The sequence below is a fragment of the Mycobacterium paraseoulense genome (assembly GCF_010731655.1).
In the GTDB taxonomy this organism is placed as follows: Bacteria; Actinomycetota; Actinomycetes; order Mycobacteriales; family Mycobacteriaceae; genus Mycobacterium; species Mycobacterium paraseoulense.
The window spans coordinates 5,396,202-5,419,160 of sequence record NZ_AP022619.1 but is presented as its reverse complement, the minus strand read 5'-3'; the positions used below and the strand labels follow the sequence as shown (position 1 = coordinate 5,419,160).

27 protein-coding genes and 1 pseudogene are annotated in these 22,959 nt (G+C 68.9%); 10 read left to right on the top strand and 18 right to left on the bottom strand.

Features of this window, described 5'->3' with window-relative positions; genetic code table 11:
- Position 1: 1 nt before the first annotated feature.
- The 3 genes from G6N51_RS25320 to G6N51_RS25310 are packed head-to-tail and all read right to left on the bottom strand — an operon-like array spanning position 2 to position 1,539.
- Positions 2 to 241 carry a hypothetical protein gene (locus G6N51_RS25320; RefSeq protein WP_083173672.1) on the bottom strand — a complete coding sequence of 80 codons (240 nt, stop codon included), beginning with the start codon at positions 239 to 241 and terminating at the stop codon, positions 2 to 4.
- 8 nt (positions 242 to 249) lie between these two features.
- Positions 250 to 519 (bottom strand): DUF1918 domain-containing protein, encoded by a 270-nt coding sequence (locus tag G6N51_RS25315; protein ID WP_083173671.1) that lies wholly within the window; start codon positions 517 to 519, stop codon positions 250 to 252.
- Positions 520 to 561: 42 nt separating this feature from the next.
- On the bottom strand, positions 562 to 1,539 hold the full coding sequence (locus tag G6N51_RS25310) for an Acg family FMN-binding oxidoreductase (protein ID WP_083173670.1): 978 nt from the start codon (positions 1,537 to 1,539) through the stop codon (positions 562 to 564).
- A gap of 186 nt (positions 1,540 to 1,725) precedes the next feature.
- Here G6N51_RS25310 and acsA point away from each other — a divergent pair, with 186 nt between their 5' ends.
- The 7 genes from acsA to G6N51_RS25275 all read left to right on the top strand — a co-directional run bounded on the left by acsA (position 1,726) and on the right by G6N51_RS25275 (position 8,517).
- Complete coding sequence (gene acsA / locus G6N51_RS25305; RefSeq protein ID WP_083173669.1) at positions 1,726 to 3,525, top strand: acetate--CoA ligase; 1,800 nt, start codon at positions 1,726 to 1,728, stop codon at positions 3,523 to 3,525.
- Complete coding sequence (pdhA, locus tag G6N51_RS25300) at positions 3,522 to 4,493, top strand: pyruvate dehydrogenase (acetyl-transferring) E1 component subunit alpha (RefSeq protein ID WP_083173668.1); 972 nt, start codon at positions 3,522 to 3,524, stop codon at positions 4,491 to 4,493. The genes acsA and pdhA overlap by 4 nt, the downstream gene beginning before the upstream one ends.
- The gene (locus G6N51_RS25295; protein WP_083173667.1) at positions 4,490 to 5,467 is read left to right on the top strand and encodes an alpha-ketoacid dehydrogenase subunit beta; all 978 of its coding nucleotides are present in this window, start codon (positions 4,490 to 4,492) and stop codon (positions 5,465 to 5,467) included. Before pdhA ends, G6N51_RS25295 begins: the two co-directional genes overlap by 4 nt.
- On the top strand, positions 5,464 to 6,672 hold the full coding sequence (locus tag G6N51_RS25290; RefSeq protein ID WP_083173666.1) for a dihydrolipoamide acetyltransferase family protein: 1,209 nt from the start codon (positions 5,464 to 5,466) through the stop codon (positions 6,670 to 6,672). The genes G6N51_RS25295 and G6N51_RS25290 overlap by 4 nt, the downstream gene beginning before the upstream one ends.
- A 6-nt stretch (positions 6,673 to 6,678) precedes the next feature.
- Complete coding sequence (locus G6N51_RS25285; RefSeq protein WP_083173665.1) at positions 6,679 to 6,930, top strand: acyl carrier protein; 252 nt, start codon at positions 6,679 to 6,681, stop codon at positions 6,928 to 6,930.
- Between the two features lie 77 nt (positions 6,931 to 7,007).
- Positions 7,008 to 7,967 carry an Acg family FMN-binding oxidoreductase gene (locus G6N51_RS25280; protein WP_142275110.1) on the top strand — a complete coding sequence of 320 codons (960 nt, stop codon included), beginning with the start codon at positions 7,008 to 7,010 and terminating at the stop codon, positions 7,965 to 7,967.
- A 133-nt stretch (positions 7,968 to 8,100) separates the two neighbouring features.
- The gene (locus G6N51_RS25275) at positions 8,101 to 8,517 is read left to right on the top strand and encodes a pyridoxamine 5'-phosphate oxidase family protein (RefSeq protein ID WP_083173663.1); all 417 of its coding nucleotides are present in this window, start codon (positions 8,101 to 8,103) and stop codon (positions 8,515 to 8,517) included.
- Here G6N51_RS25275 and G6N51_RS25270 read toward each other — a convergent pair.
- The 6 genes and pseudogenes from G6N51_RS25270 to G6N51_RS25245 form a co-directional block, all read right to left on the bottom strand.
- Positions 8,477 to 9,916, bottom strand: coding sequence for a bifunctional lysylphosphatidylglycerol flippase/synthetase MprF (locus G6N51_RS25270; RefSeq protein WP_232078477.1), 1,440 nt, complete (start codon positions 9,914 to 9,916; stop codon positions 8,477 to 8,479). The genes G6N51_RS25275 and G6N51_RS25270 overlap by 41 nt on opposite strands.
- Before the next feature lie 8 nt (positions 9,917 to 9,924).
- On the bottom strand, positions 9,925 to 10,716 hold the full coding sequence (locus G6N51_RS25265; RefSeq protein WP_083173661.1) for a universal stress protein: 792 nt from the start codon (positions 10,714 to 10,716) through the stop codon (positions 9,925 to 9,927).
- Positions 10,717 to 10,728: 12 nt separating this feature from the next.
- Entirely contained in the window at positions 10,729 to 11,373 is a 645-nt protein-coding gene (locus G6N51_RS25260; RefSeq protein WP_083173660.1) for a hypothetical protein, read from the bottom strand.
- 91 nt (positions 11,374 to 11,464) lie between these two features.
- Positions 11,465 to 11,548 (bottom strand): annotated as a pseudogene (locus G6N51_RS25255) (HPF/RaiA family ribosome-associated protein); the annotation flags it as partial.
- A gap of 48 nt (positions 11,549 to 11,596) precedes the next feature.
- On the bottom strand, positions 11,597 to 12,415 hold the full coding sequence (locus G6N51_RS25250) for a slipin family protein (RefSeq protein ID WP_142275109.1): 819 nt from the start codon (positions 12,413 to 12,415) through the stop codon (positions 11,597 to 11,599).
- Between the two features lie 5 nt (positions 12,416 to 12,420).
- Entirely contained in the window at positions 12,421 to 12,924 is a 504-nt protein-coding gene (locus tag G6N51_RS25245) for a flavodoxin family protein (protein ID WP_083173658.1), read from the bottom strand.
- A 201-nt stretch (positions 12,925 to 13,125) separates the two neighbouring features.
- Here G6N51_RS25245 and G6N51_RS25240 point away from each other — a divergent pair, with 201 nt between their 5' ends.
- From G6N51_RS25240 to G6N51_RS25230, 3 genes are read left to right on the top strand one after another with little or no spacing between them, the layout of a single operon-like run.
- Positions 13,126 to 13,329 carry a hypothetical protein gene (locus G6N51_RS25240; RefSeq protein ID WP_232078475.1) on the top strand — a complete coding sequence of 68 codons (204 nt, stop codon included), beginning with the start codon at positions 13,126 to 13,128 and terminating at the stop codon, positions 13,327 to 13,329.
- On the top strand, positions 13,326 to 14,747 hold the full coding sequence (locus G6N51_RS25235; protein ID WP_232078474.1) for a trypsin-like peptidase domain-containing protein: 1,422 nt from the start codon (positions 13,326 to 13,328) through the stop codon (positions 14,745 to 14,747). Before G6N51_RS25240 ends, G6N51_RS25235 begins: the two co-directional genes overlap by 4 nt.
- Before the next feature lie 17 nt (positions 14,748 to 14,764).
- Complete coding sequence (locus G6N51_RS25230) at positions 14,765 to 15,169, top strand: DUF302 domain-containing protein (RefSeq protein ID WP_083173701.1); 405 nt, start codon at positions 14,765 to 14,767, stop codon at positions 15,167 to 15,169.
- On the opposite strand, the gene G6N51_RS25225 is transcribed toward G6N51_RS25230, so the two are convergent.
- The 9 genes from G6N51_RS25225 to G6N51_RS25185 all read right to left on the bottom strand — a co-directional run bounded on the left by G6N51_RS25225 (position 15,120) and on the right by G6N51_RS25185 (position 22,933).
- The gene (locus G6N51_RS25225) at positions 15,120 to 15,620 is read right to left on the bottom strand and encodes a hydrogenase maturation protease (protein ID WP_083173656.1); all 501 of its coding nucleotides are present in this window, start codon (positions 15,618 to 15,620) and stop codon (positions 15,120 to 15,122) included. The genes G6N51_RS25230 and G6N51_RS25225 overlap by 50 nt on opposite strands.
- Entirely contained in the window at positions 15,617 to 16,909 is a 1,293-nt protein-coding gene (locus tag G6N51_RS25220) for a Ni/Fe hydrogenase subunit alpha (protein ID WP_083173655.1), read from the bottom strand. The genes G6N51_RS25225 and G6N51_RS25220 overlap by 4 nt, the downstream gene beginning before the upstream one ends.
- The gene (locus tag G6N51_RS25215; RefSeq protein WP_083173654.1) at positions 16,906 to 17,661 is read right to left on the bottom strand and encodes an NADH-quinone oxidoreductase subunit B family protein; all 756 of its coding nucleotides are present in this window, start codon (positions 17,659 to 17,661) and stop codon (positions 16,906 to 16,908) included. The genes G6N51_RS25220 and G6N51_RS25215 overlap by 4 nt, the downstream gene beginning before the upstream one ends.
- On the bottom strand, positions 17,661 to 18,503 hold the full coding sequence (locus tag G6N51_RS25210; protein ID WP_083173653.1) for an FAD/NAD(P)-binding protein: 843 nt from the start codon (positions 18,501 to 18,503) through the stop codon (positions 17,661 to 17,663). The genes G6N51_RS25215 and G6N51_RS25210 overlap by 1 nt, the downstream gene beginning before the upstream one ends.
- Positions 18,496 to 19,620 (bottom strand): 4Fe-4S dicluster domain-containing protein, encoded by a 1,125-nt coding sequence (locus tag G6N51_RS25205; protein ID WP_083173652.1) that lies wholly within the window; start codon positions 19,618 to 19,620, stop codon positions 18,496 to 18,498. Before G6N51_RS25205 ends, G6N51_RS25210 begins: the two co-directional genes overlap by 8 nt.
- 59 nt (positions 19,621 to 19,679) lie before the next feature.
- The gene (locus G6N51_RS25200) at positions 19,680 to 20,243 is read right to left on the bottom strand and encodes an Rv1733c family protein (RefSeq protein ID WP_083173651.1); all 564 of its coding nucleotides are present in this window, start codon (positions 20,241 to 20,243) and stop codon (positions 19,680 to 19,682) included.
- Between the two features lie 41 nt (positions 20,244 to 20,284).
- Positions 20,285 to 21,283 carry an Acg family FMN-binding oxidoreductase gene (locus tag G6N51_RS25195; protein WP_083173650.1) on the bottom strand — a complete coding sequence of 333 codons (999 nt, stop codon included), beginning with the start codon at positions 21,281 to 21,283 and terminating at the stop codon, positions 20,285 to 20,287.
- Between the two features lie 111 nt (positions 21,284 to 21,394).
- Positions 21,395 to 21,661: a hypothetical protein gene (locus G6N51_RS25190; RefSeq protein ID WP_083173700.1), complete on the bottom strand. Its 267-nt coding sequence runs from the start codon at positions 21,659 to 21,661 to the stop codon at positions 21,395 to 21,397.
- Between the two features lie 87 nt (positions 21,662 to 21,748).
- Positions 21,749 to 22,933: a cation:proton antiporter gene (locus G6N51_RS25185; RefSeq protein ID WP_232078473.1), complete on the bottom strand. Its 1,185-nt coding sequence runs from the start codon at positions 22,931 to 22,933 to the stop codon at positions 21,749 to 21,751.
- Between the last annotated feature and the right edge of the window lie 26 nt (positions 22,934 to 22,959).

The window sequence follows — 22,959 nt, the reverse complement described above, 5'->3', positions numbered from 1 at the left end:
CTCAGCTTCGTCGGCGCAACTCGCCGATGTAGATCATGACGCGGTTGAGGATGAGGTCGTAGGCGTCGCCGTCTTCCACCAGACGAACCAGCCCACGGTTGCGGAGAAAGCCCTCCAGGCGCCGGTCCAGGCACCAGTCGACATAGGTGTCGCCGGCATACGGCGAGTGCAGGAACGTGTACGCGAGCTCGTCGACGTCGGAATCGGTCGGCGACGGACATCCGTCTGTGGTGGAGGGCATTTGGCTTCCTACGCGCCCCGCGCCCGGTCCCTGATCGCGGCCTGTATCGCGGTGAACCGGGACAGCGCGCGCTCGTCGGCGGCTTTCTGCTCCGCGGCCGTGACGATGATCGCGTCGGGGCCCGGGAACACGGTCGCTTCCTCCCCGGTGGCCAGCCACCGGACGCGGTAGGGCGGTTCACCGTTCGGCGAACGCACCGAGGTGATCAACCCGCGCACATCCGGGCGGCCGATCGTGCCGCTCTTGATGACGAGCCAGTCCCCCTCGTCGGCGTGCATGTCGTCTCCTTTCGAAAAGGTTGGGGCGCAACCGGTCTCGTGCTACTGGCGCATCTCCAAGACGTCGCGTATCGCCCGCCGCGGTGTCGGTTCCGGAGCCCCCCGGCCCGGGGGTGCGGCGCCGACGCGGATCAACACCTGGGGTACCGCTTCGGCATCGGGGATGAGTTCGCAGATCATGTCCCGACTGGGTCGCAGCTCCGTCACGTGTGTCACGGTGCAGGTCGCGAAGCCGGCCATGGTGCACTCCAGCAGGACCGCCGAAAGCGCCTGGCCGCAGCGGAAGGCGTCCGCGCGGGTGTCCCCGGGCGTGGACAGCACGAGCACCTCCGCGTGATCCTGCGGACCCGGCGAGCGCGCGCGGCTGTGCTCCTCGGCGGGAAACTGGCGGTTCACGTCGACGGCGCGCGTCTGGTTCACCAGGGCTTCGGGGATGCCGTCGTCGTGCCTGCCCGGCGCCGTCCACCAACGTAATTCGTGCTGATAGTCGTCGTCGTAGCGGCGTAACGCCTCGTTGAGTCGGGCGGCCTCGACCAGCCGTGGCCGCGCGTCGTCGGCCAGCACGTCGAGGCGGGCCAAGTCGGGGTCGAAGGCGCTGCGCAGCACCGGCTCGAACGACGCCCACCCCCGGGGCGCACCCAGCGGGCGCCGGTCGGTCCTGCGGCGCACGATCGCCGCGGCGCGGTCTCTTCGGGCGACGCCGACGTAGTCGGCGGAAGCGAAGTCGATCGACGCCAGGTGGTCGAGGTTGTTGGGATTGGGAAACTCGTCTACGCCGGTCTCCCACCCCTCGGCGGCCATCGCGACCCGGAAGTGATCGAGCACCGCGCCGCAGCTGATGATCGACTCGCGGCCCGAGCTGTCGGCCGAGGACACCATGCGGTCGGGGTCGGCGAACAGGTCGACGGTCCGACCGCCGGCAACCCATCGCCACGGCTGACTGTTGTGCAGCGAGGGTGCCCGGCACGCGAGCTCCACCCCCCGGGTGAGCACCTTGTTGTCGACCATCGTTGGGGTCATCGCTCGTCGCCTCTCCTGTCTTACTTGGACCCTCTGGTATGCGGGCAACGCGCGCCAGGGTCCTTGGTCCCCAGGGTCGGGTCATACGGCCCGCGGGAGGGCCGCCGCGACTGATGACCTTTGTCTCTATTGCGCCGTCGCCGCGCGGCAAACGATGAAGGCACCACGCACCCTGAGGACCCTGTTATGGACGTCATCCACAAAACGGCCGCCGACTCTCGTGTCCGGCCCAACCTCACCGACTACGAGCAGGAACGCGCCCGGTTCGACTGGTCCGATGTGCCGAACCTGTGCGAGGGCATGGGGCCGGGCTTGTGCAACATCGCCTACGCCGCCCTGGACAGACACGCCGCCGGCCCGGCCGCGACCCGCACCGCCCTGCGGTTCGTCACCGACAGGCCGGTGGACGGCGCGATCGCCACCCACGAGCTCAGTTACGCCGAACTCGGCCGGCTGGCCCGGCGATTCTCCAGCGCGCTGCGCTCGCTGGGCATCGACAAGGGCGCTCGCGTGTTCACCCTGATGGGCCGCACCCCCGAGCTCTACATCGCGATGCTGGGCGCGCTGCGCAACGGCAGCGTCGTCTCACCGCTGTTCTCGGCCTTCGGGCCCGAGCCGATCGCCACCCGGGTCAACATCGGGCAAGCCGACGTCCTGGTGACCACCCGGGCGATCTATCAGCGCAAGGTCGCCAAGATCCGCGACCGGCTGCCCTCGGTGCGGCACGTCTTCGTCGTCGACGACGGTCAGGGTGACGGCGTCCCGCCGGACACGCTCGACTTCCGGCAGTGGGTGGACGCGGCCGACGAGAACCCTCCGATCGAGCCCACCACCGCCGAAGACCCGGCTCTGCTGCACTTCACCAGCGGCACCACGGGTACGCCCAAAGGCGCCATCCATGTGCACGGCGCCGTCGCGATGCACTACGTCACCGGCCGGTACGCGCTTGACCTCCACCCCGACGACACCTATTGGTGCACAGCCGATCCGGGCTGGGTGACGGGCACGTCCTACGGCATCATCAGCCCGCTGCTGCACGGCGTCACCTCCATCGTCGACGAGGCGGACTTCGACGCCGAACGCTGGTATCGCATCCTGCAGGACCAGGGCGTGTCGGTGTGGTACACCGCACCGACCGCCATCCGGATGCTCATCAAGGCGGGACCGGAACTGCCTGCGCAATACCACTTTCCGCGGCTGCGCTTCATCGCCAGCGTCGGAGAACCGCTCAACCCCGAAGCGGTCTGGTGGGGAAAACGGGTGCTGGGCTTGCCGATTCACGACAATTGGTGGCAGACCGAGACCGGCGGCATCATGATCGCCAACACCCCGGCGTTCGACATCAAGCCCGGCTCGATGGGCCGGCCCCTGCCCGGTGTGGACGCATTCATCGTGCGGCGCGACGACGACGGGCCCGTCGAGGTGATCGACGAACCGGGTGTCGAGGGCGAGCTCGCGCTCAAACCGGGCTGGCCGTCGATGTTCCGCGGTTATCTCAACGCCGAGGAGAGATACCGGAACGCCTTCGCCAATGGGCTGTACCTGAGCGGGGATCTCGCCAAAAAGGACGCCGACGGCTATTTCTGGTTCGTCGGGCGCAAGGACGACGTGATCAAGTCCGCGGGACACCTGATCGGTCCGTTCGAGGTGGAGAGCGCCCTGACCGACCACCCCGCGGTCGCCGAGGCGGCCGTCATCGGCATACCCGACCCGACGGTCGGCGAAATGGTGAAAGCCTTTGTCACGCTGAAGAACGGCGTGGTGGCCGACGAAGACCTGCGGCTGGAGCTGCTGGGCCACGCCCGCAAGCGGCTGGGGGCGACGGTGGCGCCCAAGGAGATCGAGTTCGTCGACTCCTTGCCGCACACGAGCAGCGGCAAGATCATGCGGCGGCTGCTGAAGGCCCGAGAACTCGGGCTGCCCGAGGGGGACACCTCCACCATCGAGCGACAACCCGCCGGCCGAGCACAGGGAGTGCCGTCATGACCGATACCAAACTGGCCCACGAGCTCCTGTCGGACATGGTCCGCGTGCGGCGCATGGAGGAGAAGTGCGCGGAACTCTACAGCGCGGCCAAGATTCGCGGATTCCTGCACCTCTACGTCGGTGAGGAGGCCGTGGCCGCCGGGTCGCTGCGCGCGCTCGCCGACGACGACGCGGTGGTCGCGACCTACCGCGAGCACGCGCACGCGCTGCTGCGCGGCATCCCGATGCCCTCGATCATGGCCGAGATGTTCGGCAAGCAGGAGGGCTGCTCGCGCGGCCGGGGCGGCTCGATGCACCTGTTCGACGCGGCCAAGCGGTTCTACGGCGGCAACGCGATCGTGGCCGGCGGCCTGCCCCTCGCGGTGGGCATCGCGCTGGCCGACGCCATGCTGCAGCAGAAGCGGGTGACCGCCTGCTACTTCGGCGACGGCGCGGTGGCCGAAGGCGCGTTTCACGAGTCGTTGAACATGGCGGCGCTGTGGAACCTGCCGGTGCTGTTCTGTTGCGAGAACAACCTTTACGCGATGGGCACCGCGCTGGACCGGGCCCAGTCGCAGACCGACCTCACCGTCAAGGCGGCCGCCTACCGCGTCCCCACCCTGGCCGTCGACGGGATGGACGTCGAGGCGTGCCATGCGGCCGCGCAGCAGGGCGTCGACCACGTCCGCGACACCGGCGGCCCGTTCTTCATCGAATTCCGCACCTACCGCTTCCGCGCGCATTCGATGTTCGACCCGGAGCTGTATCGGGACAAGGCCGAGGTCGAACGGTGGCGCGAGCGCGACCCGATCCAGGCGTTCACCGAGAAGTGCTTGGGCGACGGCACGCTGTCCGACGCCGACGTGCGCGCGATCGAGGACGCGGCCGCCACCGAGATCGAGGAGGCGGTGGCGTTCGCCGACGCCGGAACCTGGGAGGACGTGGCGGATTTGGAGCGCGACGTGCTGACGGAAGAGGCGGTGCGATGAAGACCAGCTACCGGACCGCAGTCCACGACGCGCTGCGCGACGCGCTGCGCGACGACCCGCGCGTGGTGCTGATGGGCGAGGACGTCGGGCGGTATGGGGGAACGTATGCGGCCTCCAAGGGCCTGCTGGAGGAGTTCGGCCCCGATCGCGTGCGGGACACGCCGCTTTCGGAATTGGGGTTCGTCGGCATCGGGATCGGCGCGGCGCTGAACGGGTTGCGGCCGATCGTGGAGGTCATGACGGTGAACTTCAGCCTGTTGGCGCTCGATCAGATCGTCAATACCGCTGCGGCCCTGCGTCATATGTCCGGCGGGCAGTTCTCGGTGCCGATCGTCGTGCGGATGGCGACGGGAGCCGGGCGTCAGCTCGGCGCCCAGCACTCGCACAGCCTGGAGCCGTGGTACGCCCACATCCCCGGCATCAAGGTCCTCGCCCCGGCCACCGTCGAGGACGCGTACGGCATGCTCGGTCCGGCCCTGGCCGACCCGGACCCGGTGGTGATCTTCGAACACGTCCAGCTCTACAACACCTCGACGGACGTCGACGCTCTCGCGCCCACCGACATCTCGCGGGCGGCGGTCCGCCGCAACGGCGGCGACGTCAGCCTGATCACCTACGGCGGGAGCCTGCCCAAGACGCTCGACGCCGCCAACGAGCTGTCGCTGGCCGGAATCGACTGCGAGGTCATCGATCTGCGTGTGCTGCGCCCCCTCGACGACGCCACCATCCTGGACTCCGTCCGCAAGACCCATCGCGCGGTGGTCATCGACGAGGCGTGGCGCACCGGCAGCCTGGCCGCGGAAGTCACCGCACGCGTGATGGAGGGCGCGTTCTACGACCTCGATGCGCCGGTGGCCCGGGTGTGCAGCAACGAAGTGCCCATGCCCTACGCCAAGCACCTCGAAGAGGCCGCCCTGCCCCAGGCCGCCAAGATCGTCGCCGCCGTGCAGAGCCTGTTCGGGGAGCGGTCGTGATCGAATTCAAGATGCCCTCGCTCGGCTCCGACATGGATGAGGGCACCCTCAACGAGTGGCTGGTCAAACCCGGGGACAAGGTCACCCGCGGTCAGGTCGTGGCGATCGTCGAGACCACCAAGGCCGCGGTCGAGGTGGAATGCTGGCAGGAGGGCATCGTCAGCGAGCTCGTCGTCCCGGTCGGTGAAACCGTCCAGGTGGGAACGACATTGGCCACGCTGGCGGAGCCCGGCGAGCAAGCGGAGAAGCGGCCCGCGCCGCGCCCGTCGACGAAGGCCCCCGCAAAACCGGCGACGGCGCCGCCGAAGCCGCCGTCGGCCCCCAGCGCTCCCCCGGCCGCCGCCGGGCGGCGCCGCTGGGTCTCGCCCGCCGCGCGCCGGCTGGCGACGTCGCTCGGGGTCGACATCGACGCGGTGAGCGGCACGGGACCGCAGGGCGCCGTCACCATCAACGACGTCGAGCACGCGGCCGCGGCCAAGCCGGTCGCGGCCAAGCCGGCCGCCCAGCCCGGGGCCAAGCCGACCGCGGCCGACCGCGCGATGCAGATGCGTAAGTCGATCGCCGCGGCGATGAGCCGGTCGAAGCGGGAGATCCCGCACTACTACCTCGCCGAAGAGATCATGCTGGAAAAGGCGCTGTCCTGGCTGACGACGAGGAATGCGCAGCGGTCCATCGACGAACGGGTGTTGCCGGCCGTCCTGCTCCTGAAGGCCGTAGGTGTCGCCGCCCAGCGGTTCGCCGAGTTCAACGGATTCTGGCGGGAAGCGGGGTTCGAGCCCGCGGCCGGCGTACACGTCGGTGTCGGGATCTCGCTGCGGGGCGGGGGCCTGGTCGCGCCGGCCATCCACGACGTCCCGGAGAAGAAGCTCGATGAATTGATGGGCGACCTCACCGATCTGGTGGCCCGGGCGCGGTCCTTCTCACTGCGCAGTTCGGAGATGTCGGACCCGACCATCACGGTCACCAATCTCGGCGACCAGGGTGTCGACGCCGTCTTCGGTGTCATCTACCCGCCGCAGGTCGCGATCGTCGGCTTCGGCCAGCCGGCCGAGCGGGTCTGCGTCATCGACGGCGGGATCCGGGTCGTCACCACGGTTCAGGCCACGCTCGCCGCCGACCACCGCGCCAGCGACGGGCACCGGGGCGCGCTGTTCCTCGCCGCGATCAACGAGCTGCTCCAGCAGCCCGACCTCCTAGAAAAGTGATGTGCAATGACCAATGAAGACACTCGCGCCGTGGTGTTGTCGGTGCTGACGACCATCGCCCCCGAGATCGACCCCGACGACATTCGCGACGACGTCCTGCTTCGCGACCAGGTCGACCTGGATTCCATGGACTGGCTGAGCTTTCTGCGCGGGATCCACAAGCGGCTGCACGTCGACATCCCGGAATCGGACTACGCATCGTTGCGGACACTGGCCGATGTGGTCAGCTATGTGGAGACGAACGCGTCCACGGTCTGAGCCGCGAAGCGCAACGGACGCGGCGGTTTTCGGGACGCACTCAGCAGGGGGCAGTCGTGACGGGTACGACACCGGACATCGGGACGATCGAACGGGCCGTGCTGCTGGCCTGCCGCGCCCCCTCCGTGCACAACAGTCAGCCCTGGCGCTGGGTGATCGGGGACGGTGCGCTGCGCCTGTTCGTCGACCGGCACCGGGCGATAGGGGCCACCGACTATTCCGGCCGGGAAGTGATCCTGTCCTGCGGCGCGGTCCTGGACCACCTGTGCGTCGCCATGACAGCCGCGGGCTGGGAGCCGAAAGTCGAGCGGTTTCCCGACTCGGATGACCCCGACCAGCTGGCCGCCATCACCTTCAGCCCCATCGAGCGCGTCACCGAGGCCCAGCGCCGCCGGGGCGAGGCGATCCTGCAACGGCGCACCGACCGACTTCCGTTGGGACGCCCCACGTATTGGGACCTGTTCGAGCCCACGCTGCGGGGCACCTTCGACGACACCGAGGTCAGCCTGGAGGTTCTGGGTGATGACGTGCGGCCGCTGCTGGTGGAGGCGTCGCAACTCACCGAGGAGCTCCGCCGCGACGACTCCTACTATCACGCCGAACTCGAGTGGTGGACATCGTCTTTCGTGTTGACCGAGGGGATGCCACCAAGCGCGCTGGCCTCCGACAAGGAGAGCTGGCGGGTCGACGTGGCCCGCAGCTTCCCGGTCAGGAGTCACGCGGACCGGCGCGGCGAGGTCAAGGCGGACTGGGCGAAAATCCTTGTGCTGTCGACCCCTGAGGACACCAGGTCCGACGTGTTGCGGTGCGGCGAAGTGTTGTCGACGGTGTTGCTCGAATGCACGGTGGCCGGCATGGCGACGTGCCCGCTCACCCACCTCATCGAACTGGACGACAGCCGCGACATCGTGCGCGAACTCGTCGGCGGGCGCGGCGAACCGCAAGTCCTGATCCGCGTGGGGATAGCCCCGCCGCTGGAACACCTCCCGCCGGCGACACCGCGACGGGCGTTGGGCGATGTCCTGCGGGTCCGCTAGGCGTTGCGCGGTGCGACGGTATGGCCAGCCGGGTAGACAACCTTTGGCCCGGCCCCGCGGGACCTTCGGCCGCCGACCCCGGCGGCCGTCCGCAATACGATGTGTGTAGCGATGCCGACGAAGGGGATGACCGATGTCACTGACTCATGATGGGGTTTCCATCCTGCCGGTGAACGAATGCTGGGATCTCCTGGCGGGCGTGACGCTGGGCCGACTGGTCACCAGCGTTGACGGTCAACCCGAGATCTTCCCGGTCAATTACGTCGTCCAGCGGCGCACCGTGCTGTTCCGCACCGCCGAGGGCACCAAGTTGGTCAGCACCGCGATCAACAACCGGGTGCTGTTCGAGGTCGACGACCACAACGTCGCCGAGGGGTGGAGCGTGATCATCAAGGGCACCGCGCGCTCCCTGCACACCAACGAGGACATCGAGGAAGCCGAGCGCGCCCAGGTGCTGCCGTGGACGTCCTACGACAAGTCGCACTACGTGCGGATCGTTCCCGAGATCGTCACGGGCCGCCGGTTCCGCTTCGGTGTGCCCGTCCAGTGATCCCGCTACTCGGCCTCGTGTGGCGTGGCCGCGGCACGAACTCCAGCGACAGCAAGACCACCAGCGCGGCCGGAATATGGTGGACGCACAACACCACGTAGCGCCGCCGCGACAGCGCGTGGAATTTGCGCAGGTAGCGGTACAGGGACTCCAGCCGGATCAGGGGGTCCAGCAAGTGGATCAGCCGCAGCGCGATTCGTTGTAGCGGCCCCGGTCGAGCGGCCTCGAAGATCTCCGGGAACGCGGCGAACGCCAGCGAAAGCCGCCGTCCCCCCGTGTTTTTCGCGTGCGCGATCATGTCGACGCTGAGCCGCTCGTCGACACCGTTGGGGGCGTCCGGGCGGCGGAACGGAACGTCGAGGCTGACCTCCGATCCCGCACCGGCGGTCAGGTATCGGTGAAACGCGACCGCCCGTCCGCTCTGGTCCCGGGCAACGGCCAACGTGACACCGGGGAAGCGGCCCTGCAGCGCACCGTCGAGGTTCATGCAGAATCCGCGGTCGGTGCGCGCCGCGCGGTGAGCGGCGTACAGCACCTCGGTGAGTTCGGCCCGCGTTGGGCCGTCGAGTTCTTGCTCGTCGACGAACTGGGTCGTGACTGCGCAGTTGTGGGTGCGCTGCACCGCCTGGCGCAGATTGCGAAAGCGGCGCCCCCTCAGGGTGAAGTGGCGGATGTCGACCACGACGTCGCGGCCGATCGGCACCGCCAGCATGGGCTGCCCCACCGTGTCCCTGCGCCACAGCCCAAGGTGGCGTTCGCCGGCGGCCAACACGACGATCTGCCATCCCCGGCTGCGGCACATGCGGACGAAATCGGCTGCCAGGTCGTCGAATCGGGCCGCATCGCCGATCGGGTCGCCGCTGACCACGGCGAAGCCGAGCCGCGTGCGGTAGGCGATCGCGGCAGTCCCGTCGGTGTTGAAGTGATAACTCTTGCTCGAGTGCATCGCAAACGGCGCCAAGGGGTCCCCGCGGGTGGCGTTGACCAGCCCCCACACCTGGCTCAGCAGCTCCGGCTGCGGCCGGGCCGTGGTCGGCAGCATGAGCGCCAGCCCACCGCCGGCAATGAGGACGTTGCCCAGTACCGCCCAGGACAGGAAATGCGCCCCCACGCCGGCTCCCACGGCGCCGGCCGCGTACATTGCGTGCGCGCTGGTCACCGGGCGGCCGAGGAAGATGCCGCGCGCGATCAGGGCGGTCGCGCCCAGCAGCGCCACCGACCAGCCGAACCGGCCCGGGGCGACGCGTTCGTAGCCGAGATGTTCCCGCGCGACCAGCACCACCAGCCACAGCAGGACGCACAGCAGCAACAACACGCTGCCGCGGCGCGCCGCCGGGACATCGGCGCCGACCAGGACCCGTCCCCCGCCGGCGCGGCGGCTCCCGGGACTGATCTTCACGGCGCCCGCTAGCGCACGACGAGCACGGAGCATTCGGGATGGCGGAAGAGCGGATGCCCCTGCGGCCCGACCAATTGCGCGAGCTGACGGGCCTCGTCCCCGCTGATGACGGCGAGAAGCACTCTTTCGTCGTTGGCGTTCAGGTAGCTGGCGATCCCGTGCTTCGTGGTGATCGGGTAGACCCGCACCTCGGGACAGCGTTCCCGCCATTGGGCCACCCGGCGTTCGAATGCGCCGTCGGCGTGCTCGGTGAGCTCCTCGGGGCGGCCGCCGAGCACCAGCATGGGAGCCCTGCGCAGCTTCGCCTCCGCGGCGGCATAATTCACGACGGTGTCGTTACCGGGTGCGTCCGTCATCCGGACGACGATCCAATTGACTTCCGGCGGTGGCTGATCCGAGCCGGTCCGCAAGACCGCCACCGGGCAATGCGCCTTCTCGGCGAGTTCCGTCGCCGTCGAACCCACGATGGACCGGGCGTACCGCCCGATGCCGACACAACCGACGCAGATCAGGTCGGCCGCCGCGGACGCTTCCACCAGCACCGACCCGGCGGGACCGCGCGGCGTGTCCGTCTCGACCGCGACTGATTTGCCGGTGGCCTCGATCGCGAGTCTTGCTTGCTGGAGCGACTTCTCGGCATGCGCGACGTCGCGCTCGTAGTCGTCCGGGGACTCATGCGTCGGCTTGACGACGGAGATGAGTCGCAGTGGCACACCGCGGGTGATCGCCTCGTCGATGCCCCACAGCGCGGCCGCGATCGCCGCCGACGAACCGTCGATTCCTACGAGGACCGATTTCATCGTCCGACCCCGTCAATTCGTCCCGGCAGAGGAGCGGACCGGCGCCGTCAGCTCGACGCGCTCCGCCCGGCGCTTGACCGCGAGCAACAGCGCACGGGTCCCGAGCGAAATCGCCGGCCTGGCCAGTTCCAGGACGAACACTTCGCCCGGGTAGCGCAAGCCGATCCGGGCACGCGCGAGGAGTCGCACGCGGTCTTCCCAATGCGGCTGGAGGTGAAATGACAGGACCGCATTCCAGCGCGGCTCGGATCGCATGGCGTTGAGCACGACGTACTTTTCGGGCACGATCTCCGCGACGCGCAACGTCACCCCGTCGGGCAGCCCCAGCCAACCCTCGGGAGCCAGCCGGACCGCATCCCCGACCCGCAGCCCCTCGTTATTGTCCTGGCCGACAGCGCTTCCCATCCCGTCGACGTCGTCACGTTCGCCGCGTTCCTGGCCCATCTGCAGCAGTCGGGACCACACCGCGGGCACGGGGGCGTCGACGTCGACCGCCTCGGTGGTCTGGACCGCCGGATCGCTCACCGAGGCGTCGCCCGGAAATTGCATCTGCGACTCGGCCTTGGTCGCGCCCCAGTTGCGGTAGTACCTGCGCGCGCAATACAGGACGGTGAGCAGCCCGCCGACCTGGGCGATCCGCTTTGTCGTGTTGGCCATGGCGCCAGTCTGCGCGGGGCGCCGCCATGCCTGCGAGGGTCCTTGGTCCCCGGTGGGCCGCCGATGTGCCCTGCGCGCCCCGGTTACGTGCTTAGCCGGCCGGGGTGATCAAGCCGTAATGCCCGTCGTCGCGGTGATACAGCACGGCGGCGCAGCCGTCGGCGGCGTGGATGAACAGCCTGGTGCGGGACGGGGCCAAACGTCACCGGACCGCACGCGGCGTTCAGTGCAGCGCCGCCGCCCGCACCAGCTTCTCCCCGGATTGGTCGCTGCCGGCGGCGCCGGTCTCGCGCGCGAGGAAGGCGGTGAGTTCTCCGATCGCCGTCATCAGCGGGGCGGGGAACACGATCGTGGTGTTCTTCTCCACCCCGAGTTCGAGCAACGTCTGCAGATTGCGCAGCTGCAGTGCGAGTGGGTGCCTCATCATGGTGTCCGAGGCGTCGCCCAGCGCGGCCGCCGCACGCGCCTCCCCTTCGGCGGCAATGATTTTGGCCCGCTTCTCCCGCTCGGCCTCGGCCTCGCGCGCCATGGCGCGTTTCATGCTGTCCGGGAGCTGAATGTCCTTGAGCTCGACCAGGGTGACCTCCACGCCCCATTCCACCGTGGTGGCGTCAAGGATCTGGCGGATGCTGCCGTTGATCTTCTCGGTTTGGGCCAGCACCTCGTCGAGGGAGTGCTGCCCCACGACGTTGCGCAGGGTGGTCTGTGCGATTTGGTCGATGGCCGCGTTGACGTTTTCGATGACGACGACGGCCTTGCGGGCGTCGACGACGCGGAAGTAGGCGACCGCCGCGATGTCGACGCTCACGTTGTCGCGGGTGATGATGCCCTGGGACTGGATCGGCATGGTCACGATGCGCATGGAAATCCGCCACAGGCGGTCGATGACGGGAATGATGATCCGCAACCCGGGTTCGCGGACGCCGATCACCCGGCCGAGCCGGAAATGCACGCCGCGTTGGTATTCCTGCACCACCCTGATCGACGCCAGGGCCAGCAGCACCGCCACGACGCCCGCTGAGACCACCAGAGTGACGGCAATCTGGTTCACGAGGACGACCTCGATTCAGGTCGCTGGCGACCTCCGGCGGCGCGCCTGCGGACACGGGCGGCAAACGCCGCGGCGCGATCGAGGTCGTGATCGTCGGGCCGTCCCCTGTTGATGCCGCCGATGAATCCGAATGGCCCGACCGTGTCGAAGCCCCGGCAGGAGAAGGATCCGATCACCTCGAAACCCTTTTCTTCGAGCTTTTCCCGAATCGGCCTGTGGTAGCCCAACAGCGGAATCTCCCGGGCCCCGCTGGTGAAGAACGTGAACGCGGCGGTGTGATAGCCCGTCGCCGGAAGCTGACGGATCAATTTCCGCAGCCTCGCGTCCGTCATCATGTAGTAGATCCCGGACCCGAAACCGACGAGGTCGTAGTCACCGACGGTGCCGGGGTCGACCGACTCGGGGGTGACGACCTCGGCATCCAGCACCCCGGCCATCCGATCGGCCACCAGTCGGGTGTTGCCGTGTGATCTGGAAGCGCAGACGATAAGCGACCTCATGGCCAACTCCTTTGCGACGGCTGCTCGAACACTTCATGCTGCCCAGGAACCCGCGACCGGGTAAGGGCGCAAAGGCACAGCGGCCCGGGGCCTTGGTCACTTCCGGGCATCACCCCTGGTGAACGCGGGCGAACGGAGGTCCTTCGCGGTCGGGACTTCGGTCCCTATCGGCGTGTCCGGCGAACGGCTGGAATAGGGGTTGTGACTGTGACAGTTCCCGCAACGGAGCCAGGCACCGTGGCACCCGTCGTCGGCGCGAAGGTGATCGTCCTCGAGTCGCATCCGGCCTGGATCTCGGCGCAGCGGCATGCCGCCGAACTCGTCGAGGCCATGCGCCGTCATCCGTCCTCGATGGGCCGCCCCGCCCATCGGACTCCGACCCGGATCCGGCGGCCCCGGCCGTGACCGGGACAGCGGTGCGTGAGCGGGCGCGGAGGACCGTCGCACGAACGGCGGCTTTGTCGGCGGCCGCCCTCATGTTGTGGGCGGGTGCGCCGGGCCTCGCGGCTGCCGACAGCGGGCGTCCACAGGCCAAGCCCGAGGAGCGAGCGGCGGCCCTGATTCGGCCGTCCATCATGTATCTCGTCGGTGAGGGCTACGGCCTGGTCCGGCTGCCCAGCGGCGAGGTCCTGTCCCAATTCGGGCGGGGTACCAGCATGCCGTTCCTGGCCTCGTGGAATTGCACGGCTTTCGTCGTCAACCCGGACGGTTGGGTGGCGACCGCGGGCCACTGTGTCGACCCGGCGAGCGCCACGGAGCTGATACTCAAGCGGGCGGCCGCCGAATATCGGAGCCAGTTCCCCGATGCGCCCGAATCTAGCGATCCGGCAACGACTTTGGAGTGGCTGCAGAAGAACGCGAGGGTGGAGGGCGACACTCCCGGCCAAGCCCCCCACGTGGGCATCACGCTGATGTCCGGTGCGGGAACGAAGCTGGCGGACAAGGTGGTCGCCAACGTCGTCGATTTCCGGCCCCTCGGAAAGGGCGACGCCGCCCTTCTCAAGGTGGCCAAGCGCAACCTTCCGTCGTCCGAACTCGATACCGACGCCGACGTCACCATCGGGACTCCCGTTCTCGCGGTGGGCTTCCCCGAGAGCACCCAAAACGTCACCGGCCCTTCGCTCGACCCCACTTACAAAAGCGGCAAGGTCAGCAAGAAGTCGATCGCGGGATCCAATCCGGCCTACGAGATCGACGCCGCGATGACGGACGGCATGAGCGGCGGGCCGACGATCGGGCTGAACGGCAAGGTGATCGGCCTGAACAGCTTCGCCCCCGCCGGCGAGACGCAGCCGTTCAATTTCATCGCCCCGGCCGACGGGATCGCCGCGATATTGGCGAGCAAGGGCGTCAAGCCGATGCTCGGGCCCGCTGATCGGTTCTATCGCAAGGGGCTCACCGACTTCTACGCGGGCCACTACACCGATGCGATCGCCGAATTCGACCAGACGCTGGCCATGTCGCCCGGTTACCCCGGCCTTGACGAACTCAAGACCAACGCGGTCAATCTGCGCCAGCAGTACGGGGACGTCTCGTCGCTGAGCGGCCGGAATCTGGTGTGGTACATCGTCGTCAGCGTCGTCTCGGTGCTGGGCCTCGGCGCCGGGTTGACTGTCCTCTGGCTCAAGGCGCATCGCCGGATTCGCCCGGCACCCGACGTCCAACCGCTTCGTCTGATGCCCAGCCATGAGTTGGGGGCCGACGAACCGCACTTCTGCGCGCACTGCGGGGCCGAGCATCATCCGAGCGAGCGATTCTGCCCGAACTGCGGCAAGCACGTCGAGATTCCGGCGGCGGCGCGGGGAACCGGGCTGATCTCTTGACGGACGCGCCCACCGCGATGCATTCGGGATTGTCAACCAGATTGGCGATCCCGTTCGACGACGCGGTGGCCCGCACTCGGGCGGCCCTGGCGGGGCAGGGATTCGGGGTCCTGACCGAAATCGACGTCACGGCGACGTTGCGGGTCCAACTCGGCGTGGACATCGAGGATTATCTGATCCTCGGTGCCTGCAATCCGGCTGCGGCGTATCGCGCTATCAGCGTGGACCGGGAGATCGGGCTGCTACTGCCGTGCAACGTGTTGGTGCGCGCCGACCCGGGAGCCGCGGACACCGTGATCGTCGAGGCGATGGATCCCCGGCTCCTGGTCGAGGTGACCGGCGAGCCGGCCCTCATCACCCTCGCCGCCGAGGTCACCGAGAACCTGCGTGCCGCGATCGCTTCCCTGACCGGAAGCGATTGATCTCGGCGGCCACCATGGCGACCAGGATCGGTACGGCCGCGGCGACGCGAGGGGTCAGGCCGGCGCCCTGGCCGGTGTCCGCCGCCTCGACGGCGAAGACCACGACGGCGCCGGGCGCCCGCCCAAGTGCTCGAGCCAACGCGTGGGTGCGGCCGATGTCGATGCTGTGCGAGCTCAATCCCTCGCGCTGGTCGGGCAACTCAGCCAGCTTGTAGCGATGGATGCGCCCCGGAGTGGCCGCGGAGGCGTGCGCCGCGTCGATGACCACGGCCAGCCCCGCGCCCGACCAGGCCTCGAGAAGACCGGTCGGCTCCGCGATACCGGTTGTCACAACGACATTCGGCAAGGAGAGCCCTTCCAGCGCGGTGGCGGCCGCGACACCCACGCCGTCGTCGCGCCGGTAGCAGTTGCCGAGTCCGATCACGGCGACGGGTCGGTCACCCTCGGTCATTGTCGCTGCACGGTCAGCTTCAGGAAGTGCGCCGAGCAGGAAATGCAGGGATCGTAGCTGCGGATCACCCGCTCGCACAGGTCCGTCAGCGCGGCATCGTCCAGGGCGAGGTTCTCGGACACCACCCGGGCGAGATCCGCTTCAATGGCGGCCTGGTTCTGCGACGTGGGCGGGATCATCGTCGCCGCGGACACCAGCCCCTCGTCGTCGATCTCGTAGCTGTGATACAGCAGCCCCCGGGGCGCCTCGCTGACGCCGTGCCCGATCCCGGGGCGGGCCGGCACGTCGACGAAGGGCCGTGGCGGCCGCTCGTAGGAGTCGATGATGCGCAGCGCCTCCTCGATCGCGTAGACAACCTCGACCGCGCGAACGATGATGCTGCGGAACGGGTTTCGGCATTCGCCCGAGAGCCCGGCCGCGGCGGCGGCCTGGGCCGCGATCGGTGAAAGAGCCGACGAATTCAGGCTGTATCGCGCCAAGGGGCCGGTGAGGTAGCGGCCGCCGTCGAGTGTCGCGTGCAGGGCGGTGGAGTGCGGCACCTGCGACTCCCGGACGTGTGCGGTGAAGTCTTGCACCGGGAACGACGGGCCGGCGCTGCGCGCGATGACGCCGTTTTCGATGGGGTACTGCCCGTTCTGGCTCAGCGCCAGCATCTCGTGGTCGAGCTCGAGATCCGGGAAGTCGAAACCGGCCACCCACTCGACCGTCGCGACCGCGTCGTCGAGTGCCCGGCGCAACTGCTCGGCGACGGGGGCGAACTGCGAGCGGCTGGGCACCGAGTAGAACCCGCCCAGGCGCACGTTGATCGGGTGGATCGCTCGCCCGCCGACGAAGTCCATCAGCGCATTGCCGGCCTTCTTCAACCGCAGGCCGCGTTCCACGATCTCGCGCTCGTCGCGGGCCAGCGCGATCGCGTCGGGGTAGCCGAGGAAGTCGGGCGCGTGCAGCAGATAGATGTGCAGCATGTGGCTGTGGATCCATTCGCCGCAGTACAGCACTCGGCGCAGCGCCACGAGCTCTGGATCCACTTCGACGCCGCAAGCGCTTTCGATCGCGTTGCAGGAGCTCACCTGGTAGGCGACGGGGCAGATTCCGCATACCCGGGCGGTCAGATCCGGCGGCTCGGTGTAGGCGCGTCCCCGCAGGAACGCCTCGAAAAACCGTGGCGGCTCATAGATGTTCAGCTCGACGCTGTCCAGCTCGCCGTCCTTGAGCCTGACGTGCAGCGCACCCTCGCCTTCCACGCGCGTCAGCGTGCCGACGCTCAGCGTGCGGTTCTCCGGATTCACTGCTTGGCCCGTTCTTCCGTAAACGTCGCGACGTTGAACGTCGAGAACACCCGGTCGACGTCGCCGTCGGACATCCCGTCGCGGCGCAGCAGCGGAATCAGCGTCCCGATTTGCGGCGTCGCCGCCGGGCCGAAACAGCCGTAGCAGCCGCGACGATGGCTGGGGCACAACGCCCCACAGCCGGCGTGCGTCACCGGACCCAGGCACGGGGTGCCGTCGGCGACCACCACGCAGGTCACGCCGCGCATTTTGCACTCGGTGCACACCGTCTTGGCCGGCAGCCGGGGTTTGCGCCCGATCAGCAGCGCGGCCAGCGTGTCCAGCAGCTGGCCCCGGTCGATCGGGCAGCCCGGCACCTGGTAGTCGACCTTGACGTGCGCGGCCGCCGGGGTGGACGTCGCCAGCGTGTCGATGTAGTCGGGCCGGGCGTAGACGAGCGAGGCGAACTCCTCAACGTCGGCGAAGTTGCGCAGCGCCTGCACTCCCCCGGCCGTCGCGCACGCGCCGATGGTGACCAAAACCTTGGACTGCTCGCGGATTTCGCGGATGCGCTGCTCGTCGTGGCGGGTGGTGACGGAGCCTTCGACGAGCGACACGTCGTAGGGTCCGCCGACCATCGAGCTCGACGCTTCGGCGAAGGTGGCGATCTGCACCTGGTCGGCGAGCGTCAGCAGCTCGTCCTCGCAGTCGAGCAGCGTCAGCTGGCAACCGTCGCAGGAAGCGAACTTCCACACGGCCAGGGTGGGGACCATTACAGCTCCTTGACTGCCAGTAGCGGGCCGGCGACGTCGTAACCGACGACGGGCCCGTCGCGGCACACCAGCAGCTGGCCCAGCTGGCAGTGGCCGCAGGTTCCGATCCCGCATTGCATGTTGCGCTCCAGCGATACCCGAATATCCTTGGCGGCCAGGCCTTTGGCCAACAACGCCTCCGCGGCGAACCGCAGCATCGGCTCCGGACCGCACAGAAACGCCGTGGTGCGGTCGGTATTCAGCGCGAGTCGCTTCAGTGGCTCGGTGACCAGGCCGACTTCGCCGCGCCAGCCGTGGACCGGGACGTCGACGGTCATGTGCAGCTCGATCTGCGGGTCAGCGGACCATTTCTCGAGCTGGGCGGCGAACACGAAGTCCTCGCGCGAACGCGCACCCGCGATCAGGGTCAGCTTGCCGTACCGGGAGCGGCCCGCCAGCGCCCCCAGTATCGCCGGGCGCAGGGGGCACAACCCGACGCCACCGGCGACCATGACCAGGTCTCGCCCGGCGGCTTCCTCAAGCCCCCAGGTGGTGCCGAACGGGCCCCGCACCCCGATGATGGCGCCGGGCTGCGCGTCGTGCAGGGCGCGGCTCACCGCCCCGACCGCGCGGATGGTGTGCGTGATCGAACCGTCGGTGACCGTGGGGTCGCCGCTGATCGATATCGCCGCCTCGCCGATGCCGAAGGCGTACAGCATCATGAACTCCCCGGGCTGCGGGGTGCGCAGGACATCGCCGAGCGGTTCGAGGCACAGTGTCGCCGAATCGGGGCTTTCCACGACGCGGCTGCGTACCCGGTAGGGGTTGGGCGCCATCGAGGACGGTGGTGTGCCGTCAGTCATCGCGGGCCATCTTGTTCATCTCTTCGGTGATGTCGATCCCGGTGGGGCACCAAGCGATGCAGCGCCCGCAGCCGACACAGCCGGACATGTCGAACTGGTCGTGCCAGGTGCCCAGCTTGTGGGTGATCCAGTGCCGGTAGCGCGATTCCGGGGACTGGCGCACGCTGCCGCCGCCGTGCACGTAGGTGAAATCGAACTCGTAGCACGACGCCCAGTGCTGCCAGCGCTCGGCGTGCTCGCCGGTCAGGTCACTGACGTCTTCGGTGCTGGTGCAGTAGCAGGTCGGGCACACCATCGTGCAGTTGCCGCACGTCAGGCAGCGGCTGGCGACCTCCTCCCACTGCGGCGATTCGCGCGAACGAAGCAGCAAGTTCCGCAGGTCGGTGTCCGGCATCTGGCGGCCCATGTGGTGCGAGGCGGCCTCCACCGCGGCGTGCGCCGAGCCGATCTCCGCATCGTCGGCAACCCGATGGGGAACGGCCGCAAGGACGTCGGCGCCGTCTTCGGTGCCCACCTCGACCACGTAGGTCACGTCCTCGCCGTCTGGCCGCTCGGTCAGGGACAAGTCGTATCCCGGACCGGCCGCGGGGCCGGTGCCCATCGAGGCGCAGAAGCACAGGCCACCCGGTTCCGTGCAATTCACCGCGACCACGAAGATCTGCCGATGCCGGCGGACGAAGGAGTTGTCGGGGAACTGGCCACGGCCGAGGACGCGGTCGAGCGTCGCGATCGCGGCCAGGTCACACCCGCGCACTCCCAGGAATGCGTACCGCGGAACCTCCTCGTCGGAATCGGCCGTGCTGAACCCGTCCCGGCTGCCGGACCACAGCCGGCGCCGCGGCGGGTGCAGGAACTGCTTCCAGGACTGGGGCCCCGCCGAGTGCCCGAATGCCGCGCCGTCGTCGCGCCGGCGCACCCGGTAATGCCCGGGGGCCACGTCGACGCCCCACCCCCAGGGCAGGTCCGCGGCGGAGTCCAGTTGGTCGAGGACGATGGCGTCGTCGCGCAACGTCGGACCGATGACGCGGTATCCGCGCTCCATCAGGACCTCGACGAGGCGGTGCAGCCCGACCGCGTCCAACGTTGCGGCACCGGAATTTTCGCCGTATCGGCTCATCGCCACATCATCCGCCAGTCCGACTGTGCTGTATAGGGGTTGACAATCGGGGCCGCCGGCTACCAGGCCTCGGCGAGCAGTTCGATCTCGCGCTCCCACAGGGCGTCGCGAGCTCGATCCAGCCGCGACCGGACGACGGCCAGGAGAGCCGCCATCGCCATGGTCACTCCCAGCGCGGTCACCACCGCCACGCCGACCGCCTCCGCCGCGGCGAGCCAGGTCGGGGTGGGTGCGACCACCGGTTCGCCGTCCCGGTCCACCCAGATTTCGACGGTCCCACCCGCCCTGGCGGGTTCGGTGAGGTCCAGTGTTCCGCTGCGCTCGCCGTTGGGTCCCGGCCACTTCGCCTGCACGACGGTCACGCCCAAGTCCTCGACCCGGGCATCGGCGACCGTTGCCGTGACGCGGTGCCGTTCGTGCGCCTCTCGGGTGTAGACCCGCTCCCGCGCGCCGTAGGTCACCGCGCCGACGACGCCGCCGACGGGGACGGCGAGCAGGGTCACGACCAGCGCGACCAGGACGGCCAGTGCTTCGATGCGGTCCGTGCGACGAAGCAACGGGTTACCGCCGAAAACGCGCGCGACCTGCCAACGGCGTGGATCCCAAGTGAATGTCGTCTCCATCGTGTCCTTTGCGCCGCAACCGTTTCCGTAAATTCGCCGTCTCAGCCGACGGCCTGGTGCTGGTGATCGACCGTCCACTCGACGAAGTCGGGGAGGTCGCGCCGCGGTGTGGCCGGCAAGGGGTCGGCGTTGATCGGTGCCCAACCCACCCGGAGCAGCATCTGCGGATGGTTGCTGCCGCCGAAGATGTCGGATTCGACCTCCGCGCGCGTTCCGGGCGTCTCCAACGGTTCGGTCACCGGGCAACTGGCCAGCCCCAGCGACGTCGCGGTGAGCAGCACGACGCTGGTCGCCTCACCGGCACGCAGCTGGGCCAGGCGGTCGTCGTTGCGGGTCCCCAATGCCAGGACGACGGCGTTTTCGTCGGCCGATGAGGAGTCCGGCGGCATCGGCAGCACGGGGCCGGCGAAGAACCGACCCGGAATCTTCGCCGTCGGATCCGGCACGGGCGTGTTGCGGGCGGGAACGCCGGCCACCGACGCGTAGCGGCCACTCCATGTCGTGAGCTCGGCGAGATAGTCCTGGTTCAAGTGCTCCTGAACGGATTGGGCGACGATCGTCCGCAGGTTGTCGAGGTCTTCGACCTGGCACAGCGTCACCCCGCTGCGAGCCGCCCGCGCCGCCATCAGGGCGACGTCGCCCACCGGCACCGGCCAGGAGCTGTAGTAACGCCGGTCGGTTCGCCGTCGCGGAATCGCCGCGGCCAGCGCAATGTCGACGGAGTCGGCGCGGTGCGGCGAAAGTTCGATCGCCGCAAGGTGCGTGGGGTCGGCGGGATTCGGGAACCGGGTCACCTTGGAGAGCCACCCGACCGCCGCCAGCGCGACAACGCAGTGGTGCAGGGCCGCACCGCAACTCAACATCAGGTCCCGGCCGTCCGGGTCGATGTTGGGCAGCCGCCGGCTCTCGTCGGAGTAGAGGTGCAGGCTTGCCGCGTCCACCCGCCACCGCCAGGGTTGGGAGTTGTGCACCGAGGGTGCCCGGGATGCCAAACTCAAGACCGTCCGGACCGTGCCGGCATCCGGAAATCGGGTGTTCATGGCGGTCGTCCCCTTCGAGTTGCTGAGTCTTGTTTACGATCGCGGATTGCTGCCGGCTCTACGAGAGCCTGAGGGCTCTAGCTCGAGGGACTTTGGGCCAATACCGCGGGGCTAGGCGGCGGCCGAGACGGCCACGTCAACGGATAGCTGATCGCCGATCGCACAGGCCAGCGACCAGTCGCCGACACGGGCCGCCCGTGCCAGCTCGTCGACCAGGGGGCTGTGGGCGCCCAGCTCCGCCAGCCATGCCGACACGATGGGTGCGATCTCGTGACCGGGCACCCGGACGGTGCGTCCGCAGTGCAGACGATCGGTAACGCGGAACATCGTCGCGACCGGCACGGCCCGCAGGTGGTGACGTCGTGTCGCAAACCTCATGACGGCCTCCTCGATCGAGCTTGGAATCCATCCGACCACTTCCCGGCTTCGGGCCACAGGGCCGAACGCAACCGGGCGGCAAGTGCTTCAGTCGTGCTTTCGAGGATTCGGAGGTCCCGCGGCGGAAGGGCCCTTGGTCACTTGGGTGCGCGACGCGACCGCACCCGCGATCGAGGTGGCAGCGATGGTCAGCAAGGCGCCGAACATCAACGCCGACGCTTCGCCGGCCACGAGCAGGTGTTCCTCGGCACCGATGGTGGCGGCGGCCACCGGCACACCGAGTTGAGCCGCCGAGAGCACCGCCAGGGTGAACGGTTGACCGAGCAACCTGCCCGCGCAGTGCGCCAGCACGGCGCCGAGCCCCAGGCCGGCGCCGAGCAGGATGAGTCTCGGATGCGAACCCAGCTCGCGCACCTGCAGTGAGGCGCCCAGCCAGACGAAGAAGAGTGGGCTGAAGAACCCCTCGGTGATGCCGAAAAGCTGACGTGCCAGCCGCCGCGGTTCACCGGCCCTGGCGAACACCAGGCCGACCGCGAATCCCGCCAGCATGACGGACACGTGCGTGCTCACGGCCAGTGCTGCCAGAGCGAACAGCACGATGAGGTTGGTCCGCAATTCCAGCGCGAACCGGCGGTTCTCGGAGTAGACGTGCATGCGGCGACGCCAGCCCCTGACGTTGGAGACGCGCAGCAGCACGTAAAGCATCACGGCGCATGCGGCAACCGCCAGCGCGCCCAATGCGGCGGCGGGCGCATGCCGCAGGTCAATCACCAACGGCAGCAGGACGATACAGGCGGCATCGGCGATGGCGATCTGGGCGGTCACGGCGATCACCTGCGGTCCCTGCAACCGCAGGGAATCGATCACCGGCAATGCCAGCGCCGCCGACGACGAGGCCATCAGGACCGCGTACATCGCCGCATGGCCGGTTCCGAAGACCGCCGCCAGCGCGGCACCGAGCACCACCGCGACCGCGCCGGCCAGTGCCGCCCGGGCCAGCGCCCGCGGTAGCGACGACCGCAGCGCTTCGGCGCCGACCGGGACATGGGAGCCCACCACGAACATGACCAGCGCGAAGCCGACGTTGGCGAGCAGCTGGAACGTCGGGTTGGTGTAATCGAGGACGCCGAAGCCGGTACGGCCGACGACCAGGCCGGCGATCAGCTCACCGATGATCACCGGTATCCGTAGGCCCGGCAGCGCGGCCAACAGCGGACCGGCCAAGCCGATGGCGGTCAGCAGCGCCAGGGTGTGGAAGCCGAACCCCGGCACGTCAGCGGTCCCTCGGCGCCAGCACG

What these genes read in the sequence shown, in the direction of transcription:
- G6N51_RS25320 (WP_083173672.1), bottom strand. Translation starts at nt 241, where the DNA reads ATGCCCTCCACCACAGACGGATGTCCGTCGCCGACCGATTCCGACGTC.
- G6N51_RS25315 (WP_083173671.1), bottom strand. Translation starts at nt 519, where the DNA reads ATGCACGCCGACGAGGGGGACTGGCTCGTCATCAAGAGCGGCACGATC.
- G6N51_RS25310 (WP_083173670.1), bottom strand. Translation starts at nt 1,539, where the DNA reads ATGACCCCAACGATGGTCGACAACAAGGTGCTCACCCGGGGGGTGGAG.
- acsA (WP_083173669.1), top strand. Translation starts at nt 1,726, where the DNA reads ATGGACGTCATCCACAAAACGGCCGCCGACTCTCGTGTCCGGCCCAAC.
- pdhA (WP_083173668.1), top strand. Translation starts at nt 3,522, where the DNA reads ATGACCGATACCAAACTGGCCCACGAGCTCCTGTCGGACATGGTCCGC.
- G6N51_RS25295 (WP_083173667.1), top strand. Translation starts at nt 4,490, where the DNA reads ATGAAGACCAGCTACCGGACCGCAGTCCACGACGCGCTGCGCGACGCG.
- G6N51_RS25285 (WP_083173665.1), top strand. Translation starts at nt 6,679, where the DNA reads ATGACCAATGAAGACACTCGCGCCGTGGTGTTGTCGGTGCTGACGACC.
- G6N51_RS25275 (WP_083173663.1), top strand. Translation starts at nt 8,101, where the DNA reads ATGTCACTGACTCATGATGGGGTTTCCATCCTGCCGGTGAACGAATGC.
- G6N51_RS25265 (WP_083173661.1), bottom strand. Translation starts at nt 10,716, where the DNA reads ATGAAATCGGTCCTCGTAGGAATCGACGGTTCGTCGGCGGCGATCGCG.
- G6N51_RS25260 (WP_083173660.1), bottom strand. Translation starts at nt 11,373, where the DNA reads ATGGCCAACACGACAAAGCGGATCGCCCAGGTCGGCGGGCTGCTCACC.
- G6N51_RS25245 (WP_083173658.1), bottom strand. Translation starts at nt 12,924, where the DNA reads ATGAGGTCGCTTATCGTCTGCGCTTCCAGATCACACGGCAACACCCGA.
- G6N51_RS25230 (WP_083173701.1), top strand. Translation starts at nt 14,765, where the DNA reads ATGCATTCGGGATTGTCAACCAGATTGGCGATCCCGTTCGACGACGCG.
- G6N51_RS25225 (WP_083173656.1), bottom strand. Translation starts at nt 15,620, where the DNA reads ATGACCGAGGGTGACCGACCCGTCGCCGTGATCGGACTCGGCAACTGC.
- G6N51_RS25215 (WP_083173654.1), bottom strand. Translation starts at nt 17,661, where the DNA reads ATGGTCCCCACCCTGGCCGTGTGGAAGTTCGCTTCCTGCGACGGTTGC.
- G6N51_RS25210 (WP_083173653.1), bottom strand. Translation starts at nt 18,503, where the DNA reads ATGACTGACGGCACACCACCGTCCTCGATGGCGCCCAACCCCTACCGG.
- G6N51_RS25205 (WP_083173652.1), bottom strand. Translation starts at nt 19,620, where the DNA reads ATGAGCCGATACGGCGAAAATTCCGGTGCCGCAACGTTGGACGCGGTC.
- G6N51_RS25200 (WP_083173651.1), bottom strand. Translation starts at nt 20,243, where the DNA reads ATGGAGACGACATTCACTTGGGATCCACGCCGTTGGCAGGTCGCGCGC.
- G6N51_RS25195 (WP_083173650.1), bottom strand. Translation starts at nt 21,283, where the DNA reads ATGAACACCCGATTTCCGGATGCCGGCACGGTCCGGACGGTCTTGAGT.
- G6N51_RS25190 (WP_083173700.1), bottom strand. Translation starts at nt 21,661, where the DNA reads ATGAGGTTTGCGACACGACGTCACCACCTGCGGGCCGTGCCGGTCGCG.